Annotated in this window: 16 protein-coding genes; 9 read left to right on the top strand and 7 right to left on the bottom strand. The window is 61.7% G+C overall.

All coding sequences use genetic code 11. The annotated features are described in order from the left end of the window. The first annotated feature begins 19 nt into the window (after positions 1 to 19). The 3 genes from ACKLNA_RS22660 to ACKLNA_RS22670 are packed head-to-tail and all read left to right on the top strand — an operon-like array spanning position 20 to position 3,662. Positions 20 to 1,828 carry an ATP-binding protein gene (locus ACKLNA_RS22660; RefSeq protein WP_408987156.1) on the top strand — a complete coding sequence of 603 codons (1,809 nt, stop codon included), beginning with the start codon at positions 20 to 22 and terminating at the stop codon, positions 1,826 to 1,828. Next, positions 1,825 to 3,210 (top strand): sigma-54-dependent transcriptional regulator, encoded by a 1,386-nt coding sequence (locus ACKLNA_RS22665; RefSeq protein WP_408987157.1) that lies wholly within the window; start codon positions 1,825 to 1,827, stop codon positions 3,208 to 3,210. Before ACKLNA_RS22660 ends, ACKLNA_RS22665 begins: the two co-directional genes overlap by 4 nt. Further along, entirely contained in the window at positions 3,207 to 3,662 is a 456-nt protein-coding gene (locus ACKLNA_RS22670; RefSeq protein WP_408987158.1) for a YiiD C-terminal domain-containing protein, read from the top strand. Before ACKLNA_RS22665 ends, ACKLNA_RS22670 begins: the two co-directional genes overlap by 4 nt. Before the next feature lie 15 nt (positions 3,663 to 3,677). Here ACKLNA_RS22670 and cysQ read toward each other — a convergent pair whose 3' ends face one another. Further along, entirely contained in the window at positions 3,678 to 4,511 is an 834-nt protein-coding gene (gene cysQ, locus ACKLNA_RS22675) for a 3'(2'),5'-bisphosphate nucleotidase CysQ (RefSeq protein WP_408987251.1), read from the bottom strand. A 5-nt stretch (positions 4,512 to 4,516) separates the two neighbouring features. Then, complete coding sequence (gene nudE / locus ACKLNA_RS22680; RefSeq protein ID WP_102620611.1) at positions 4,517 to 5,083, bottom strand: ADP compounds hydrolase NudE; 567 nt, start codon at positions 5,081 to 5,083, stop codon at positions 4,517 to 4,519. A gap of 88 nt (positions 5,084 to 5,171) precedes the next feature. Here nudE and yrfG point away from each other — a divergent pair, with 88 nt between their 5' ends. Then, the gene (gene yrfG / locus ACKLNA_RS22685) at positions 5,172 to 5,834 is read left to right on the top strand and encodes a GMP/IMP nucleotidase (RefSeq protein ID WP_408987159.1); all 663 of its coding nucleotides are present in this window, start codon (positions 5,172 to 5,174) and stop codon (positions 5,832 to 5,834) included. Between the two features lie 41 nt (positions 5,835 to 5,875). On the opposite strand, the gene lysM is transcribed toward yrfG, so the two are convergent. Further along, complete coding sequence (gene lysM, locus ACKLNA_RS22690) at positions 5,876 to 6,316, bottom strand: peptidoglycan-binding protein LysM (protein WP_408987160.1); 441 nt, start codon at positions 6,314 to 6,316, stop codon at positions 5,876 to 5,878. Between the two features lie 137 nt (positions 6,317 to 6,453). Here lysM and ACKLNA_RS22695 point away from each other — a divergent pair, with 137 nt between their 5' ends. The 4 genes from ACKLNA_RS22695 (at position 6,454) to ACKLNA_RS22710 (ending at position 11,308) form a co-directional block, all read left to right on the top strand. Then, positions 6,454 to 7,341: a LysR family transcriptional regulator gene (locus ACKLNA_RS22695; protein ID WP_085712727.1), complete on the top strand. Its 888-nt coding sequence runs from the start codon at positions 6,454 to 6,456 to the stop codon at positions 7,339 to 7,341. Positions 7,342 to 7,433: 92 nt separating this feature from the next. Beyond that, on the top strand, positions 7,434 to 8,273 hold the full coding sequence (gene fdhD / locus ACKLNA_RS22700; protein ID WP_085712726.1) for a formate dehydrogenase accessory sulfurtransferase FdhD: 840 nt from the start codon (positions 7,434 to 7,436) through the stop codon (positions 8,271 to 8,273). Then, positions 8,270 to 10,618: an FdhF/YdeP family oxidoreductase gene (locus ACKLNA_RS22705; protein WP_408987161.1), complete on the top strand. Its 2,349-nt coding sequence runs from the start codon at positions 8,270 to 8,272 to the stop codon at positions 10,616 to 10,618. The genes fdhD and ACKLNA_RS22705 overlap by 4 nt, the downstream gene beginning before the upstream one ends. 210 nt (positions 10,619 to 10,828) lie before the next feature. Next, positions 10,829 to 11,308 carry a glycine zipper domain-containing protein gene (locus ACKLNA_RS22710; protein ID WP_408987162.1) on the top strand — a complete coding sequence of 160 codons (480 nt, stop codon included), beginning with the start codon at positions 10,829 to 10,831 and terminating at the stop codon, positions 11,306 to 11,308. Positions 11,309 to 11,372: 64 nt separating this feature from the next. On the opposite strand, the gene ACKLNA_RS22715 is transcribed toward ACKLNA_RS22710, so the two are convergent. From ACKLNA_RS22715 to ACKLNA_RS22730, 4 genes are all read right to left on the bottom strand, one after another. Then, complete coding sequence (locus tag ACKLNA_RS22715) at positions 11,373 to 11,804, bottom strand: acyl-CoA thioesterase (protein WP_408987163.1); 432 nt, start codon at positions 11,802 to 11,804, stop codon at positions 11,373 to 11,375. Positions 11,805 to 11,835: 31 nt separating this feature from the next. Further along, the gene (locus ACKLNA_RS22720; RefSeq protein WP_408987164.1) at positions 11,836 to 13,059 is read right to left on the bottom strand and encodes a 3-hydroxyacyl-CoA dehydrogenase NAD-binding domain-containing protein; all 1,224 of its coding nucleotides are present in this window, start codon (positions 13,057 to 13,059) and stop codon (positions 11,836 to 11,838) included. 109 nt (positions 13,060 to 13,168) lie between these two features. Next, positions 13,169 to 15,097 (bottom strand): ATP-dependent DNA helicase RecQ, encoded by a 1,929-nt coding sequence (locus ACKLNA_RS22725; protein WP_408987165.1) that lies wholly within the window; start codon positions 15,095 to 15,097, stop codon positions 13,169 to 13,171. A 386-nt stretch (positions 15,098 to 15,483) separates the two neighbouring features. Further along, positions 15,484 to 15,987 (bottom strand): polysaccharide deacetylase, encoded by a 504-nt coding sequence (locus tag ACKLNA_RS22730; protein WP_408987166.1) that lies wholly within the window; start codon positions 15,985 to 15,987, stop codon positions 15,484 to 15,486. Between the two features lie 303 nt (positions 15,988 to 16,290). On the opposite strand from ACKLNA_RS22730, the gene ACKLNA_RS22735 reads away from it, so the two are divergent. Next, positions 16,291 to 16,572, top strand: a complete 282-nt coding sequence (locus ACKLNA_RS22735; protein ID WP_408987167.1) for a hypothetical protein — start codon at positions 16,291 to 16,293, stop codon at positions 16,570 to 16,572. Positions 16,573 to 16,653 lie beyond the last annotated feature (81 nt).

Genomic DNA, 16,653 nt, shown 5'->3' on the forward strand with positions numbered 1-16,653 from the left:
CCACAGGCGCTCGATGCTCATGACTCCGACCCTACCCCGCCGCCCCCGCTGGCGCAGCCTCGCCCTGCTGGCCCTGTGCCTGGCCCCGCTGCTGTGGCCGCTGCAACATCTGGCCGAGCGCTATTACCGCAGCGAACTGATCGGGCAGAACCGCCAGACGCTCGACCTCTACGTCGCCAACCTGCTGGGCACCCTGCATCGCTACGAAGTGCTGCCACAGATCCTCGGGGACCTGCCGGCCCTGCGGGCGATCATCGGTGCGCCGGACGACGGCGTCACCCAGGGCAACGCCAATCGCCTGCTGAAAAACATCGCCGCCCAGACCGGTGCCGAAGTCATGTACCTGATGGACACCTCCGGCAAGACGCTCGCGGCCTCGAACTGGGACAAGCACGACAGTTTCGTCGGGCGCAATTTCTCGTTCCGGCCTTACTTCAGCGAAGCCATGGCCGGGCGTCTGGGCCGCTTCTTCGGCCTTGGCACCACCTCTGCCAAACGCGGCTACTTCTTTGCGGCGGCCGTGCGCAGCGGCGAGAAAATCATCGGCGTACTGGTGATCAAGGTCGATCTCGACCACACCGAAAGTCTGTGGGGCAAAACCCCGGAACAACTGTTGGTGACCGATCACAATGGCGTGGTCATCCTTACGTCGCGCCCGGAGTGGCGATTCCGTTCGACCCGTCCGCTGAATGACGACGAACGTTCGGCGATCACCGCCATTCAGCCCTATCCGACCCGCTCACCGCGTCCGCTGAATCTCAGCTCGACAGCCTGGCTGACCCAGACGCGTGAGATCGAGGAAACCGGCTGGAGCGTCAGCATTCTGGCGCCGCGTACCCTGATCGATCGCCCGGTACGGACCGTGGTGGCCGTCGGCGGCGCGACCTTGCTGGTGGTGATGCTGTTGCTGGGCCTGATGATGCAGCGCCGCCGCCATTACCTGGAACGGATCGCTTTCGAAGCCAAGGCGCGAAGGGAACTTGAAGGCCGGGTCGCCGAACGCACCAGCGATCTGGAAGGACTCAACCGGCGTCTGAAACAGGAAGTGCTGGAGCGCGAACAGGCCCAACAGGAACTGGTGCGCGCCCAGGACGATCTGGTGCAGGCCGGCAAGCTGTCTGCGCTGGGCACCATGTCGGCGAGCATCAGCCACGAGCTCAATCAACCGCTGGCAGCAATTCGCAGTTACGCGGAAAACGCCGAAGTGCTTCTGGACCATCAGCGCACCGACGACGCTCGCGGCAACCTCAAGCTGATCAGCGAACTGACCGGGCGCATGGCGTCGATCATCGCCCACCTGCGCGCCTTCGCCCGCCGCGATCGTCACGCCCCGGAAAGCGTGGCCCTGCAACCGGCACTGGACGATGCGCTGGCGTTGCTGGCCAAACGTCGCCGGAGCATGGACGTCGAGCTGATCCGCGACCTGCCCGCCGCAACCTTGTGGGTCGAGGCCGGGGAAACCCGCCTGCGCCAGGTCCTCGGCAATCTGTTGGCCAACGCCCTCGATGCCCTGACCGAGAAAGGCCCGCCGCGCAAACTGTGGCTGAGTGCCGAATCCACCGGCGAGGGCGTCAATCTGTACATTCGCGACAACGGCCCGGGTTTCTGCATGGAAGCGCTGGGCCGGGCCAGCGAACCGTTTTACACCACCAAGACCCGTACTCAGGGTCTTGGTCTGGGGTTGGCCATTTGCGAAACCCTGATGCGCGCCTTCGGCGGTGAACTGTCGTTCGCCAACCACAAGCAAGGTGGCGCCTTGATCACCCTGCGGCTGCGCGCCGGCGCGCCCGGGGTCAGCCTGCAACCGTCCGAGGATCGAAGTGCATGACCATCGACAACCGCATTCAGGTGGTGCTGATCGACGACGATCCACACCTGCGTCAGGCCCTCGGCCAGACGCTGGATCTGGCCGGCCTGAAAATCCTTCCGCTGTCCGAAGCCAAGGGGCTGGCCGCCCAACTGGAGCATGACTGGCCAGGGGTGGTAGTCAGCGACATTCGTATGCCCGGCATGGATGGTCTTGAGTTGCTCCATGAACTTCACGCTCAGGATCCCGAGCTGCCCGTGCTGCTGATCACTGGCCATGGCGACGTGCCGTTGGCCGTCCAGGCCATGCGTGCCGGCGCCTACGATTTCCTGGAAAAACCCTTCGCCAGCGACGCCCTGCTCGACAGCGTGCGCCGCGCATTGGCCCTACGCCGTCTGGTGCTGGACAACCGCAGCCTGCGCATGGCCCTGAGTGACCGCAACGAACTGAGTGCCCGACTGGTCGGCCACTCGGCCCCGATGGCACGTCTGCGCGAACAGATCGGTGCACTGGCCGCGACCAAGGCTGACGTTCTGATCCTCGGCGAAACCGGCGCCGGCAAGGAAGTCGTCGCCCGGGCCTTGCACGACCTGTCGAGCCGGCGCAACGGTCCGTTCGTGGCGATCAACGCCGGAGCGCTGGCCGAATCGGTCGTGGAAAGCGAACTGTTCGGCCACGAGCCCGGCGCATTCACCGGCGCGCAAAAACGCCGGATCGGCAAGTTCGAATTCGCCAATGGCGGCACGTTGTTCCTCGATGAAATCGAAAGCATGAGCATGGATGTGCAGGTCAAACTGCTGCGCATGCTGCAGGAGCGAGTCGTCGAAAGGCTGGGCGGCAATCAATTGATCCCGCTGGACATCCGCGTCATCGCCGCGACCAAGGAAGACCTGCGCCAGGCCGCCGATCAAGGGCGGTTCCGGGCGGACTTGTATTACCGCCTCAACGTCGCGCCACTGCGCATCCCGCCACTGCGTGAACGCGGCGAAGACGCGCTGGTGCTGTTCCAGCACTATGCCGATGAAGCCAGCGCTCGCCACGGCCTGCCACCCCATGAACTGCAACCGGCGCAACGGGCATTGCTGCTGCGTCACACATGGCCGGGCAATGTGCGGGAATTGCAGAACGCAGCGGAGCGTTTCGCCCTCGGCCTGGAACTGGCGCTGGATAACACTCAGCCCGACGGCAGCAGCGCGACCATCGAGGTCACCAGCGGTGGCCTCAGTGAACAGGTGGAACATTTCGAGAAGTCCTTGATTGCCGCCGAACTGGCCCGTTCGCACAGCTCGGTGCGCAGTCTCGCCGAAGCCCTGGGTATTCCGCGCAAGACCCTGCACGACAAACTGCGCAAGCACGGTCTGAACTTCGCCGACAGCAGCAACCATGGAGACGAATCCGAATGAAGCACGACAGTCATTATCTGGAATCCGTCCTCCATCACGACATCCCGCTGACCCGGGACATGGGCCTCAAAGTCCTCGACTGGCAGGAACAGCAACTGCGTCTGCACTTGCCGCTGGAGGCCAACGTCAACCACAAGAGCACCATGTTCGGCGGCAGTCTGTATTGCGGCGCGGTGCTGGCTGGCTGGGGCTGGCTGCATCTGCGCTTGAAGGAAGAAGGCATCGACGACGGACACATCGTCATTCAGGAAGGACAGATCAGTTATCCGCTGCCGGTGACCGGCGATGCCATCGCGATTTGCCCGGCGCCGAGTGCGGCTGTGTGGAAGAAATTCCTGGCGATGTATCAGCGTTACGGACGGGCTCGACTGACCCTGCAGACGCGGATCGTCAATGCAGGCAGCGATGAGGATGCAGTGACCTTCAGCGGGCAGTACGTGCTGCACCGCTGAGGTATGGAAATGTGCTCAGGAACGGGCCAGTTCCAGCAGCTTCGAGCGCCACGCCGCTTTTGCCGGCAGCGCCAAAAAGAACTCGTTCAGCAGTGATTCCCGTGCCGGGTAGCAGAACGCTTCACCGTTCAACCCCAACACCTCGCCACCCGCACCTTCCAGCACGCCTTGCGCCGCCGCCGTGTCCCATTGGGATGTCGGCGCCAGTCGCGGATAGCAGTCCGCCGCACCTTCGGCCAGCAGACAGAACTTCAGAGAACTGCCGATGTTGGCCAGTTGCAACTCGCCAAGGCTTGCACTCAAGCCGGCCAGCAACCGCTCCTGCTCCGGGCTGGAATGGCGACGGCTGGCAACCACGGTGAAGGCTTCGCCAGGGCCAGGCACGTCACGCACCTGAATCGCCACCGGCGTGCCGCCCGTATCACCACGCCAGGCACCAAGCCCGGCACCGCCGACGTAGAAGCGTCCGTTGGTGGGCATCGAAACCACCCCGAACACCACGCGGCCATTTTCGATCAGGGCAATGTTGACGGTGAACTCTTCGCTGCCGCTGATGAACTCCTTGGTGCCATCCAGCGGATCCACCAACCACCAGCGCTGCCAGCCGGCACGCACGTCTTGCGGAATGCTGGCGTCCTCTTCGGACAATACCGGGATGCTCGGATCCAGCGCAGTCAGGCCGGCAACGATCACATGGTGCGCAGCGATATCCGCCGCCGTCACCGGTGAATCATCAGACTTGGCGGTCACCGCCACATCAGCGCGCCAGAACGGCAGGATCGCCTCGCCGGCCCGCAGCGCCAGCTCAACCACCGGCGCCATCAACGGATGGGGAAAACTCATAGACATCTCACTCATGACTGGAAAAAACCGCGCTGGGTCAGCAGATCGCGGGCCAGGTACAACGCCGCCAAGGCACGACCTTCGGAAAACTGCGGATTTTGCGCCAATGAAGAGAGATCCCGCAGGTTGATCTTGTCCACCCGCATCGGCTCCGGCTCGTCGCCTTCCAGTCGCTCTTCATACAGATCGCTGGCAAGCACCACCTGGATCTTCTGGCTCATGTAGCCGGGAGACAGCGACAGCTCGGTCAGGTGCTCCAGTTGCCGTGCGCCAAAGCCTGCCTCTTCCTTGAGCTCACGCTCGGCCGCCGCCAGCACATCTTCGCCCGGCTCGATCAACCCTTTGGGCAGGGACAGTTCGTACTCGTCGGTACCGCCGCAGTATTCCTCGACCAGCACCGCGTGTTCGGCATCGAGCATGGCCACGATCATCACTGCGCCGTAACCGGCTCCCTTGCCCACCAGCCGCTCGTAGGTGCGCTCCACGCCGTTGGAAAAGCGCAGTTTCAGCTCTTCGACGCAGAACAGACGACTGGTGGCGACGATTTCCCGGGCGAGTACGGTTGGTTTCTGGCGCATGCAAAGCTCCTTGGCGTGAACGCGCTACTATAACGCGGCTTTTCCGATTGTTTGCGTCGGATATCTTTCTACCGTTCGAGACGTTGCCATGCCTTCATTACCGTGGTCCGACATCGATACCGTTCTGCTGGACATGGACGGCACGTTGCTGGATCTGCACTTCGACAACCATTTCTGGCTGGAACACTTGCCGCAGCGCTACGCAGAACTGCATGGCGTGAGCCGGGCCATGGCGGAAATGGAATTGCAGCCGTTGTTTGAGCGCCATGCCGGTCAATTGCAGTGGTATTGCCTGGACTTCTGGAGCGTGGAATTGAAGCTGTCGGTGCGCGAACTGAAGCTGGAAACCGCCCATCTGATAGCTCTGCGCCCGGACGCCGACACTTTTCTCGCGGCGATCAACCGCGCCGGCAAACGCGTGGTGATGATCACCAACGCCCATCGCGATTCGCTGTCGCTGAAACTGGAACGGGTTGAGCTGGCGCCGTACTTCGAGCGACTGATCAGCTCCCACGATTACGGATTCCCCAAGGAGAACCCGCAGTTCTGGGATGCCCTGCAGGCCGATATCGGATTCGACCCGGCGCGCAGCCTGTTCATCGACGACACCTTGCCGATCCTGCGCAGTGCACGGGATTTCGGGGTGGCGCATTTGCTGGCAGTAAAGGAGCCGGACAGTCGCAAAGGGCCGAAGGACACGGCGGAGTTTGCGGCGGTCGAGGATTATCGGGATTTGATCAGCGGACTCTGAACCTTGCAGGAGCTGCCGAAACAGCTCCTGCAGGTTTGTTGTTAATCAGGAATACGCAGCGTCTGCCCCGGATAGATCTTGTTCACATCCTTGAGCATTGGCTTGTTGGCTTCGAAGATCTTGTTGTACTGGTTGGCATTGCCGTACACCGCCAGGGAAATCGCGCTGAGGGTATCGCCCTTTTTCACCACCACAAAACGTGCGGCGGCCACCACCGGCCCGGTGACCGTGATCTGGTCATCGACACTGCCCACGCCTTCGATGTTACCGACGGCCAGCAGAATCTTCTCTTTCTCTTCCTGGCTCGCCACTTCGCCGGTGACCGTCACCTTGTCGCCATCAACGGTGGCCTGGACATTCGGGTTACCGAGCCCGACCTTGCTGATGTGTTCCTTCAACTGCTCGCTGGCATTGGCATTGCCGGGGGTCAGCAGATCGATCAGCTTTTCACCGGCCCCTTTAACAAAGCTCAAAAGACTCATAGCGCACACTCCTTGATTTAAGTTCCAGACGCCCAAGCCTAGACCACCCCGAACCCCGCCGGTTCCGGCCCGACCAATGACCCTGCCCCCGTGCAAGCGGTAGAATCGCCCACCCTTGCCAGCGCCCCGGAGCGAAGATGGACATCAAGCAGCTGAAATTCCTCATCGCCCTCGACGAAACCCGCCACTTCGGCCAGGCCGCCGCCCGCTGCCACATCACCCAGCCGACCCTGTCGATGCGCCTGCGCAGCCTCGAAGAAGAACTCGACCTGCCGCTGGTCAATCGTGGGCAGCGCTTCGAAGGTTTTACTGCGCCAGGCGAACGAGTGCTGGCCTGGGCGCGTACGGTGCTGGCGGCTTATGACGGCCTGCAGGCGGAAGCGGCAGCCTGTCGTGGCAACCTGATCGGTACCCTGCGTCTGGGGGTGGTGCCGCTGTCGAGTTTCGATCCGCTGCCGCTGATGCAACGCCTGCACGCGGCACACCCGGAGCTGCGCTTCGAACTGTCGGCGCTGAGTTCCGAGCAGATCCTCGAACAATTGGCGGACAACCGGATCGACATCGGCGTGTCCTATCTGGACCGTCTCGACAACGAACGTTTCGAATCCCTGGCGTTCGACGAAACCCGCATGGGCCTGCTCTACGATCAGCGCTCCTTCAGTTTCGGCGAAGCACCGCTGAGCTGGCAGGCGCTGATCGAACTGCCGCTGGGCATGCTCACCAGCGGCATGCACTTTCGCCAGTCCATCGACCACAACTTCCACAGCCGGGGCCTGACACCGCAGCCGTTGTTGCAGACCGACGCCGTGCATCAATTGTTACAAGCTGTGCACGGCGGATTCTGCTGCGCGATCATGCCGCTGGACGGCGGTCTCGAAAGCCTCACCGATCACCTGCGCTTGCAGCCAATCGAAAACGCCCAGACCCTCGCACGACTGGGCCTGATCATGCGCCGTGGCGCCCCGCGCTCGGCACTTGCCGAGGCCTGTTTCGCGCTGTATCAGAAATCGCCAGCGGCCGCTTGATCGACGGCATCTATCGATAGATCGACACTAGCGATTAGACGCGACAAGTTGCCGCGCCTAGTCTTAACGTTGATCAATCCGTCGGTGATGCCATGAACGCCAAGCGCCCGGCCTGCGCGGCGCCTGCACTCGAAACGCCCGCGCCCGCCGCCAGTCAGACCTACAGCTACAGCGACCTGCCCCTGGCGGAGTCGGCCAGCACCGCGCTGGCCGAGGAAGTCGCGCTGGCGATTGCCTACAACGGCATCAGCCAGGCCGTGATGCTGGTGACACCGACCGACCTCGAAGACTTCATCGTTGGCTTCAGCCTCGGCAGCGGCATTATCGAAGACGCCACCGACATCTACGACCTGCAACTGACCGGTTCGGGCTCGGCGCAGTACGCCCAGGTGACCATCGCCAATCGCGCGTTCTGGAATCTCAAGCAACAGCGTAGGCAACTGGCCGGCACCAGCGGCTGCGGGTTGTGCGGTGTGGAGGCGGTGGAACAGGCGTTGCCCGACCTCAAGGTCTTGCCCGGCGCGCCTTTGCCGCCGGTCGAATGGCTCGACGGTCTGCGCCAGCGCATCGGCGCGTTCCAGCCGCTCGGCCAGCATTGCGGCGCGGTACACGCGGCAGTGTTCATGAATGCCAGCGGTGAATTGCTGCTTGGCCGTGAAGACATCGGCCGGCACAACGCTCTCGACAAACTGATCGGCGGCCTGATCCGGCAAAAGATATCCACAACCGGCGGCCTGGCGATTGTCACCAGCCGTTGCAGTCTCGAATTGATCCAGAAAGTCCTGCGCGCCGGGATCCAGACCCTCGTCAGTCTGTCCGCGCCCACCGGCCTCGCCGTGCAATGGGCCCGTCGCCACAACCTTAATCTCATCCACCTGCCGCAGAAGAACGCGCCGCGGGTGTATAGCCCAGAAATGGAGAAACACCCGTGAGCCAACACCATCAAGCCGACCAGAAACCCGTCCCGCGCTACAAACCCTACAAGGGTGCCGCAGGCGGCTGGGGCGCGCTGATCAGCGTGGCCCAGGCCTGGTTGACCAGCGACAACGCGCTGAAAAACCTGCGCATGATGCTCAAGACCAACCAGAACGGCGGCTTCGACTGCCCGGGCTGCGCCTGGGGCGATTCGCCGGAAAGCGGCATGGTCAAGTTCTGCGAGAACGGCGCCAAAGCAGTGAACTGGGAAGCGACCAAGCGCCGGGTGGACGGCAAGTTCTTCGCCAAACACAGCGTCACCTCGCTGCTGGAGCAGAGCGACTACTGGCTTGAATATCAGGGCCGTCTGACCGAGCCGGTGGTGTATGACGCCGAAACCGATCGCTACAAGCCGATCAGTTGGGACGATGCCTACGCGCTGATCGGCAGGCACCTGCAAGCCCTGCCGAGTCCGGACCAGGCCGAGTTCTACACCTCCGGTCGCGCCAGCAACGAAGCGGCGTATCTGTATCAGCTGTTCGTGCGCGCTTTCGGCACCAACAACTTCCCCGACTGCTCGAACATGTGCCACGAGGCCAGCGGCGTGGCGCTCGCACAAAGCGTCGGCGTCGGCAAAGGCACCGTGACCTTCGACGACTTCGAACACGCCGATGCGATTTTCGTCTGGGGCCAGAACCCGGGGACAAACCATCCGCGCATGCTTGAACCGCTGCGTGAAGCGGTGAAACGCGGCGCTCAGGTGGTGTGCATCAACCCGCTGAAAGAGCGCGGCCTGGAACGTTTCCAGCACCCGCAGCACCCGATCGAAATGCTCACCAACGGCGACAAACCGACCAACACCGCATATTTCCGCCCGGCACTGGGCGGTGACATGGCGGTGCTGCGCGGCATGGCCAAGTTCTTGCTGCAATGGGAGCGGGATGCGCAGAAGGCTGGCGCACCGGCAGTGTTCGATCACGACTTCCTCAATGAACACAGCGTCAACGTGCTGGAATACCTCGGCGTCGTCGATGACACGCCGTGGGAGCAGATCGTCGCGCAGTCCGGCCTGACCCTGGTGGAAATCGAGCAAGCGGCGCGCATGTACGCCAAAGGCAAGAACGTGATCATGTGCTGGGCAATGGGCATCACCCAGCACCGCCACTCGGTACCGACCATCCAGGAAATAGCCAACCTGATGCTGCTGCGCGGCAACATCGGCAAGCCCGGCGCCGGTCTGTGCCCGGTGCGCGGCCACAGTAACGTGCAGGGTGACCGCACCATGGGCATCAACGAGCGCCCGCCGGTGGCGTTCCTCGATTCTCTGGAGCGTCGTTTCCAGTTCAAGGTCCCGCGCCACAACGGGCACAACGTGGTCGAAGCGATTCACGCGATGGCCGAAGGTCGCGCCAAGGTGTTCATCGGTCTGGGCGGCAATTTCGCCCAGGCCACGCCGGACAGCCCGCGCACCTTCCAGGCCCTGCGCAACTGCGACCTGACCGTGCAGATCAGCACCAAGCTCAATCGCAGCCACCTGGCCCACGGCAAGGACGCATTGATCCTGCCGTGCCTGGGCCGTACCGACATCGACATCCAGACCGAAGGCCCGCAAGCCGTCACCGTGGAAGACTCGTTCAGCATGGTGCACGCCTCCAACGGCCAGCTGCAGCCGCTGTCGAACCAGATGCGCTCGGAGCCCTCGATCATCGCCGGCATTGCCGCCGCGACCCTGGGCAGCAAACCGGTGGACTGGAACTGGCTGGTGGCCGACTACCGCCGTATCCGCGAACTGATCGCCGACACCATTCCGGGCTTCAAGGACTTCAACGAGAAGGTCAAGAACCCGGGCGGCTTCTACCTCGGCAACAGCGCCGGCGCGCGCAAGTGGAACACCACGTCGGGCCGGGCCAACTTCAAGCCGAACATGCTGCCCAAGGACCTGATTCATGAGCGCACCCGCGCCACCGGTAAACTGCCGGACCTGATCCTGCAATCGATGCGTTCTCACGATCAGTACAACACCACGATTTATGGTCTCGACGACCGTTATCGCGGCGTGAAGGGACAGCGTGACGTGCTGTTCGCCAACGAGGCGGACATCATCCGCCTGGGCTTCAAACCGGGGCAGAAGGCAGACATCGTGTCGCTGTGGGACGATGGCCGCGAGCGTCGGGTGAAGGGCTTCACGCTGCTGGCGTTCGATATTCCGGCGGGTCAGGCAGCTGCCTACTATCCAGAGGTGAATCCGCTGGTGCCGCTGGAAAGCACCGGGGATGGCAGCCATACGCCGACGTCGAAGTTCATCGCCATTCGTTTGGAAGCGGCAAGCGAGACGGGGTTGATCATGGCCAAGTCGGCCTGATACAAAACTTTTCTGCGCCCACAAAAAAGGCCGCTTTTGCATAAAAGCGGCCTTTGTGAAGTAGCTAAAGACCGGCCAAAATCGGTTAAGTTCCACCCAAAAATCAGTAACTTGCATAATTGTATACAAGTCGTGTTATTCGTCGGATTTCGATTGTCAGCCTTGTTACACAGCCTCAGGATCGCGCCGTCATCCCTTTGAGGCTCCTCTATGAAGTTCTCCCAGATTCTCTTGTTGTCCCTTGGCCTGGTCAGTGGCTTCGCTTCTGCCGGAGGCACCACCGAAGCAGGTGTGGGCGGCGCATTGGGCGGGGTTCTTGGCTCGGTCGTCGGTCAATCTTTGGGCGGCAGCACAGGTTCAACCATTGGCGCGGCCCTGGGCGGCGCGGGTGGTAGCGCGGTTGGCGCCAACAAACACAGCCGTGGCGAAGCCGCCATTGGCGGTGCGCTGGGCGCAGCCGGCGGTAACGTGGTCGGCCGCAGCATGGGCGGCACCACCGGCAGCCTGATCGGCGCCGCAGCAGGTGGCGGCGCCGGTGGCGCGCTGGGTAACTACATGGGCAACGAAAGCAATCGCGAAGACCGTCATTACGATCGCGGCCGTGACGATCGTCGCTACTACCGTGACCGCCACCATGGTCGCGGCCATGCCTACGGCCATCGCAAGCACCACCGCTACTATCGCGACTGAGGCCTGACCTCGTTGCCGGTACAGCCAGATCGCAGCTCCCCCGAGCTGCGATTTTTTTTGCCTGTCAGATGGCCAGGCGTTCCAGCGCTCCGCGCAAACCGGCCGGAATGGCCACTGGCTGATTCGACGCCCGATCAACGAATACATGAACGAAGCGCCCCGCCGCACAGGCTTCATGTTCGCCAGCCTTGAACACCGCCAGCTCGTACTGCACTGAACTGTTGCCCAGTTTGCCGACCCGCAAGCCGACTTCGATCAAGTCTGGGAATGCAATCGAGGCGAAGTAATCGCAGGACGAACTCACCACAAACCCCACCACCTCGCCATCGTGGATATTCAGGCCACCGACCTGAATCAGGTAGGTGTTCACGGCCGTATCGAAAAAGCTGTAGTAGGTGACGTTATTGACGTGACCGTAGGCATCGTTGTCATGCCAGCGCGTGATGATCGGCTGGAAATGCGGGTAATCGGTGCGTTGCGGCATCGGGTTGGACATCAGTGTCGCTTCCTTGAGTGATCGGCCCAGTCTAAAGGTAAAAACCTTTTCCTCGCGCCGCCAGCTCGCCAATCAATGGCGTTGGTCGCCATTGGTCACCCTGTCGGGTCTCCAGCGCCAGCAGCCGCTTGTGAATGCCTGCCAGCCCCTGATCGTCCGCCCAGGCCATCGGCCCGCCCCTCTCTGCCGGGAAGCCATAGCCATTCAGGTAGACCTGATCGATGTCATGGGCCGACTCGGCAATCCCCTCCTGCAGGATTTTCGCGCCCTCATTGACCAACGCCAGAAGGCAACGCTCAAGGATCTCCTCGGATCCGATGTCACGGCGATGAAACCCCAGACCTTCGCTGACGCTCAACACCAGCGCATCCACCTCGGGGTCATGCTCGGCCTGACGACTGCCCGGTTCGTAGTGGTAATAGCCGTTACCGGATTTCTGTCCGAACCGCCCCAGCTCGCACAAGCGGTTATCCACCTGGACCTCCGGCGCATCCTGGCCCTTGCCGGCCAGCTCCCGGGCACGCCACTCCAGATCGATGCCGACGACGTCGTACATGCGAAACGGCCCCATGGCAAAACCGAAGCCCTGCAACGTCGCGTCGATCTGCTGTGGCCAGGCCCCTTCGAGCAGCATCTTGCGCGCCTCGAGCACGTAAGGATGAAGCATGCGGTTGCCGATGAAACCGTGACAGTTGCCCGACACCACACTGACCTTGCCCATGCGTTTGCCCAGCTCGAGAGCCGCTTCCAGCACGGCTGGCGAGGTTCGCGCGCCACGGACGATTTCCAGCAATTTCATGATGTGCGCCGGGCTGAAAAAATGCAGACCCAGCACCTGAGTCGGTCGTCTTGTGGCAGCGGCAATTGCATCGATGTCCAGCGCCGAGGTGTTGCTCGCCAGCAGGGCCTCCGGCTTCAGCAAGCCGTCGAGTTCACGGAAGATCTTCTGCTTGAGCTCGAGATTCTCATACACCGCTTCGATCACCAGATCGACATTGCGGATCGCCACATAATCTGCCGCCGCGCTGACCCGGGCGATTCGCGCATCGGCCTCGGCCTGATCGATCCGTCCCTGACGCACGTTATGCGTATAGGTATCGGCCACCGCCTTCAGCGCCTGCTCGAGCATCTGTGGATTGTTGTCGACCCATTGCACTGAAACGCCGGCGTTGGCCAGGCACATGACAATGCCGCGGCCCATGGTACCGGCGCCGATCACGGCGGCCTGGCGGATTTCGAAGGATGTCTGGCTCATGTTGTTCTCTTGTTGGAGATCCAAAGACAGCCTTCACCATAGTCAGCCACCGGGCATTTTTGAAGTTTATTGCCGTGATGATCGACATTCAGCAGATGGATTCGCCGCTTCAGAGATGCGCCTGAGCCCAGGCCCGCACGTCCGCGTAGGGATACTCCTCAAGCGCCGCATACCCGGCAATCGTCCGCGCCTTGAGCCTGGTGAACAGCGGCACGCTGATCCCGCACAGAAACCGCGTCAGCCGCTCCGCCGAAGGCGCACTGCCGGTCTGTTGCTCGTGCCTGTGGATAAAGTCGCCGCACAACGCCGGGAAACTTTTATCCACAAGCGCCGGTAATTCCGGAGGCGCCGGCAACCGGGCAATCTGCCCGTGACACACCGAGCAATGCCCGCACTGCTCGGGGGCGTTGTGATCGCCGAAGTATTCGGCCAGTCGATAGCCCAGGCATCGCTCGGTGGCGAACAATTCGAGCATCGCGTGAATCCGCGCCACTTCGGTCTGTTCGTGGCGGGAGAAGTAGTCATGCAGCTCGCCACTCAAGACCTGGCTGTCGAAGCTGCTGTGCAGCACGTTGTAGACCTCGGTCATCTGTTTGCTTTCCAGCTCGACCCAGCCCTTCTCCTGGAAGTAATCCAGCGCCTTCACCACGCGGTTGCGCTCAGCGGAATGTTGCGTGTACATCGCCTCGAAATTCACCGTGGCCCAGGTCCGTGCGCGGCTCGAGGTCTGGATGATCGCCGCGACGAAATCCCTGCGCTCGCCCTCGAAACGCTCAAGCAACGCCTCGGGTTCCAGCAGATATTTGAAGCGGTATTCCGCGTAGTACGCGTAGCGCGGGGCAATCAGCCCTCGCAGCTCCAGTTGCACCAGCAACGTCTTCAATGGCAGCGCGCGGATATTGCTCTGATCCGCCAACGGCCCGAGCAAAAACTCCCACTGACCTTCAGGCGCGGCGGCCTGCAACTCGTCCAGCACATGACGAATGCCATCGCGCTCCGGCGTGTCGCCGTAGACGAAGTTTTCCAGCACATTGAGGCTGTCGCGGTTAGCCAGCACCAGGCAGTCGGACGGTTGCCCGTCACGCCCGGCGCGGCCGATTTCCTGGCTGTAGTTTTCAATGGATTTGGGCAGGTCGAAATGCACCACGTTGCGGATGTCGCTCTTGTCGATGCCCATGCCGAACGCGATGGTGGCGACGATGCAATTGGACTGCCCGCCCATGAAGCGCTTCTGGATCGCGTCCCGTTGTTCATGAGGCAGCCCGGCGTGGTAAGCCTCGGCCTGAATGCCATTGCGCCCCAGATGTTCGGCGATGTGTTCGGCGGTTTTCTGCAGAGTGACGTAGACGATGCTCGGCTGGCCTGCCCGCTCGGCCATCCATTGCACCAGCCGTCGCCGCTTGTCCTCACCGCGCACCGGCTCCACCAGCAGGTTGAGGTTGGGCCGATAGAAACCGGTGGTCACTACGTCTTCGGCGGCGATAGCGAATTTCGCCTGCATGTCGGCGATGACTTTCGGCGTTGCCGTGGCGGTCAGCAACAGGGTCTGCGGGATGTTGAACTGGCGCTGGTAGTCCGGCAGCTTGAGGTAGTCGGGCCGGAAGTTGTGGCCCCATTCGGAGATGCAGTGCGCCTCATCCACCACCAGCAACGAGATCGGCACCTGCTGCAAAAAATTGCGGAAGCGCTCGTTTTTCAGGCGCTCGACGGAAATCATCAGGATCTTCAGCTCACCCGAACGGGCGCGGGCCATCACATTATTGGCATCTTCGCGGCTTTGTGCCGAGTCGATGCTCCCCGCCGAAATGCCGTGACGCCGCAAGAACTCGAGCTGGTCCTGCATCAACGCCAGCAACGGCGAGACCACCAGCGTCAGGTGTGGCAGCAGGAGCGCCGGCACCTGGTAGCAAAGAGATTTACCGGAGCCGGTGGGAAAGATCGCCGCCGCCGAGCGTCCGGCCAACACAGCGCTGATTGCCGCTTCCTGACCGGGTCGAAATTGTGGATAACCGAAAACCTGTTCCAGGGTGTTGTGCATTCGCTGTCACTCCGTTGACCGCTGAGATGCCAACAGCCTAGCGGGCGATCGCAGCGAATCGAGAAAAGGTCGGGGGGCAAATCGATACGGGATGATACAGCGTCGGCGGCCACGCCACGGGATCAAACAAATGAAACACTTTGTTCATCGCCGTGTGAATCGACCTGAGGGTAATGTCCGTCACGCTTCGAGCCAGGATGGCCGATGCCCATGGATTTTTATCAAGGAGTGAACATGTCGAACCGTTTGAAACTGCCCCTCGCCCTGATCTTTGCATCCCTGTTACTGAGCGGATGCACGCCCTCTCCCGACAACTTTCCACCGCCCTGGGCTTTCGCCGTGACAACGGGTGAAACCTCTTCGGCCTGACACCCGCAAAAGCAGCTTTATGGCCGCAACACGGCCACCCGCAGTTGCTCATCCAGTACCCGCTCATGCACGTCCAGGCTTTTGCTTGCCCATTGTGCATGGGCAGGGCTGATATCACCGGTGAATGCCGCCGCCAGCTGGCGCAGATCGGCGACGCTGCGCACCCGCGGGCAAAACGCTTGTTCATCACAGTTCTGACTGGCGTTGCGGTAAGTGCTGAGCAAGCGATCCCACAGACCGTCGCGCACTTGCCGGATCGACTTGAGCTGCATCTGCTGCACGCCCAGTCGTTGTTTGAGTTCCTGTTCATCCAGGGCTTCGCTGGCCAGCAGGGCCTTGCCGAAGATCAGCACTTCGGCGCGGGAGGCTGTGTCGATGTTGTCCTGAGTGGTGAGTGAGTCAGGCCAGCCGCTGCGCTCCAGGTTGGCAAGCGCCAACCCGTTGGCCGTATCGGAGGCCACTGCCACGCGACAACCACTGGCCCACAGCAAAATGATCGAGGCCATTCGTAGCCACTGCATACCTAATTCCCTTTAAGCGTGTGTCGGACGCTTGGAAACGCCCTACGGATTCTGGCGCGCACCATACAGAGGTTTAACGGGAATCGCCCGATAAACACGTGGGAAATTTCGCTGATCAGGGTTTGGCTGTGAAAAAGCTTGAAAAACGCGTAGGGCAAATGCCCGAACCCCGGAAAAACCCCTACGAATTCTGTCCATCGTGGCCGTCTTGTCCCGCTCGATGGCGCCCTTCTATAGTGGCCGGCGCGACTTCAAGCACTGTATCGGCCCGCCAAAGCGACTTCGTAAAGGACACACCCGATCATGAACATGTTCAAACCGCTAAACACCCGATTCCGCGCACTCACGACCAGCTATAGCGAAACACCTGTGCTGGTCATTGATACCGAGGCAAACCACCGCGATCTCCTCGACGCCGCCGATCAGCGACTGCGTGCAGCCAACAACCTGCTGGAAACTCTTTACTGCCTGTGTTTCAAACAGGCCGATGTGAAAGACATCCCCAATATCGTCAATGCGCTTTATTTATTGACGCAGGACGGCTGTGACTTGCTGGAAGTTGCCAGGCAACGAATAAACAATTGACGCCACCCGCCAAACTTACAAAGTTCGCAACAACCCTTTTCTTTCATAAGTGCAAAGTTAAGAACTAGCCTGTCTGCTCTT

The organism is Pseudomonas sp. UV AK001, assembly GCF_046097675.1.
GTDB lineage: Bacteria > Pseudomonadota > Gammaproteobacteria > Pseudomonadales > Pseudomonadaceae > Aquipseudomonas > Aquipseudomonas kribbensis.